General features: G+C 37.6%; 3 protein-coding genes. All 3 read left to right on the top strand.

The annotated features are described in order from the left end of the window. Positions 1–836, top strand: an 836-nt coding sequence (locus ACOVO2_RS01395; protein ID WP_421768249.1) for a sugar ABC transporter ATP-binding protein, incomplete at its 5' end; no start/stop codon positions are given. Between the two features lie 91 nt (positions 837–927). Then, positions 928–1,857, top strand: a complete 930-nt coding sequence (locus ACOVO2_RS01390; protein WP_421768248.1) for an ABC transporter permease — start codon at positions 928–930, stop codon at positions 1,855–1,857. A gap of 133 nt (positions 1,858–1,990) precedes the next feature. Beyond that, positions 1,991–2,923: a substrate-binding domain-containing protein gene (locus ACOVO2_RS01385; RefSeq protein WP_421768247.1), complete on the top strand. Its 933-nt coding sequence runs from the start codon at positions 1,991–1,993 to the stop codon at positions 2,921–2,923. Positions 2,924–2,960: the final 37 nt, after the last annotated feature.

The raw sequence follows: 2,960 nt of genomic DNA, 5'->3' as shown, positions 1-2,960 counted from the left end.
ACGGAAAATACATCGCTACTAAAAACACAAACGAATTAGATAAAAATGCCTTGATTGCATTGATGGTTGGGCGTGAAATAAACGACCTCTTTCCTGTCAATAATTCAAAAAAAGGAGAGAGAATTTTTTCGGTAGAAAATCTAAGTACAAAAGGCAAATTTGAAAATATTAATTTTGAAATTAAGGCAGGCGAAGTGCTTGGCATAGCAGGTTTGATGGGAGCAGGGCGAACCGAAATAGCCAGAGCAATTTTCGGATTGGATAAGTACGATAGCGGAGAAATCATATTAAAAGGCAATAAAATTGAAATAAAATCGCCCGAAGATGCTATCAAAAATGGCATCGGATATGTGAGCGAAGACCGCAAAGCTTTGGGCTTTATTCCCTCATTGTCCATCAAAGAAAATATCAGTTTGTCGAGTATAGCAAACTTCTCAAAAGCTTGGTTTGTCAATTCAAGTCACGAACACGAAGCGACAACTCAACTGTCAAAAGATTTAAAAATAAAGTCCACGAGCATCCATCAACAAGTGATGACGCTCAGTGGTGGAAATCAACAAAAAGTAGTCATTGGTAAAGTTTTATTGACCTCGCCAACTCTGGTTATTTTAGACGAACCCACCCGTGGCATTGACATTGGAGCAAAATTTGAAATTTATAAATTGATTAATCAATTGACTGATAAAGGAATAGCAGTCATTATGATTTCGTCAGAATTGCCCGAAATTCTTGGTATGAGCGATAGAATTATGGTTCTCTCAAAAGGAAAACAAACCGCTTTATTATCAAAACATGAGGCAACCCAAGAAAAAATCATGCAATATGCAGTGAACTGATTTACGATTTAGCGATTTTAGATTTACGATTGAATTAAGTTGGAAATCAATATAAATCGTCATTCGTAAATCATAAATCGTAAATTAAATCATGTTAAATCGTTTAAGGCAGTACGGAATTTTTGTGGTATTTTTTACTATTTGCCTCATTCTTTCCTTTATTTCACCCCAATTCTTGACGGTCTCAAACTGGACAATTATCATTACACAGGCATCTATCAATGCCTTATTGGCTTTTGGTGTAACTTTTGTAATTATTACAGGTGGAATTGACCTTTCGCTGGGTTCGATGGTAGCCGTAACAGGTGTAACTGCCGCAATGCTGGCACATCCTGATACTTTTCCTGTGGCATTGCCAATTTTTGCAGGTTTACTGGCTGGGCTTTTGATGGGAGTTTTTAATGGTTTTATTATTACAAAAAGTAAAATTGCTCCATTTATAGTTACGCTCGGCACAATGACAATCGGGCGAGGTTTAGCTTTAATTTTGAGTAAAGGTCGGCCCATTTCAAACCTTTCTGATTCATTCAATTTTATTGGTGGAGGCGAAGTTTTGGGTATTCCTTTTCCGATTATTGTGTTAATTATCATTTTTACTATTTGCTCAATTACCCTTAAAAAAACTCTGCTCGGAAGGTATATTTATGCAGTAGGTGGCAATGAGCAGGCAGCAAGAGCATCAGGAATCAACGTAAATCAGGTAAAAATGGCCGTTTATTCTATTTCGGGTTTATTGGCAGGTTTAGCAGGAGTTTTACTCACATCAAGAATCACTACTGGACAACCAAATGCAGGAGCTGGTTTTGAGTTAGATGCCATCGCAGCAGCCGTTATTGGTGGTACATCTACTTCGGGCGGAACGGGTACCATGACAGGTACTTTGGTAGGTGTTTTGCTGATTGGAGTAATTAATAACGGTCTTGATTTACTCAATGTAACGTCTTATTATCAGCAAGTTGTGATGGGAATAATCATTATCGGAGCAGTAGTTTTAGATAGTTGGAATCAGGGAAAAGATTGACAATTTTGATTTAATATTATCATGTTGTAGAGACAGGGCGACCGTCGCTCGGCAATGCCCTGTCTCTACCCCCAAAATCAAATGTTCTTTCCAAATTTTTATTAGCAAAATATATTTGAAAATAAACAGAAAAATGAAACACCTGTATTCAACTCTAATCATCACAGTTTTTTTATTTATCAGTTGTAACCAGTCAAAAAAAACAGAAAATAGTGGCGATAAAAAAATCAAAGTAGGGGTTACACTGCTTAGTATGCAAAATGAATTCATTGTCAATATCAGTGACGAAATGAATAAAAAAGCTGAAGAATTAGGCGTTGAATTGATAAGTGTGGATGCCGAACATCAGCCATTAAAGCAAATCGAACAAGTAGAAAGCTTTATTGCTCAAAAAGTTGATGTGATTATCATGAATCCTTGTGAGGTTGAGGCAAGTTCGCCCGCAGTGACGAAGGCTTTGGCAGCAAAGCTTCCTATCATCAACGTAAATTCGGCTACAAGCACCAAACCAACGGCTTTTGTAGGTTCAAACGATGTAGAATCGGCCAGAATTGCCATGAAATTTATTGCGGATAAATTAGGCGGAAAAGGAAACGTAGTGATGATTCACGGTTTTATGGGGCAAGCAGCTCAGATTCAACGTGAACAAGGTGCTAAAGAAATTTTGAAAGAATATCCAGACCTAAAACTTATCGCTCACCAGACTGGCGAGTGGGATAGAGCCAAAAGTATGGATTTAATGCAAAACTGGATTCAGTCTTACGGTACAAAAATCAATGCAGTTTTTGCTCAAAATGATGAAATGGGCCTCGGTGCTTTGAAAGCCTTACAAGATGCGGGCCTAAAAGATAAAGTAATTGTAGTAAGTATTGATGCCATTACCGATGCCTTGCAAGCCGTTAAGAAAGGCACACTTGACGCTACCGTTTTTCAGAATGCTAAACAACAAGGGGCAGGAGCAATCGAAACGGCCGTGAAAATTGCCAAAGGACAACCTTACGAAAAAGAACTGATGATACCGTTTCAGTTAGTTACAAAAGAAAATGTCGGGCAGTTTTTGAAGTGATTTTAAGGAGAAAAAGAAGATTTTAAGCTATAATTTT

It is taken from the genome of Emticicia sp., from assembly GCF_049241225.1.
GTDB lineage: Bacteria > Bacteroidota > Bacteroidia > Cytophagales > Spirosomataceae > Emticicia.
This window is presented reverse-complemented; position numbering and strand designations above follow the sequence as displayed.

Bases quoted from the DNA above. Each gene is read 5' to 3' on its own strand.
- ACOVO2_RS01385 (WP_421768247.1), top strand. From the start codon at position 1,991: ATGAAACACCTGTATTCAACTCTAATCATCACAGTTTTTTTATTTATC.
- ACOVO2_RS01390 (WP_421768248.1), top strand. From the start codon at position 928: ATGTTAAATCGTTTAAGGCAGTACGGAATTTTTGTGGTATTTTTTACT.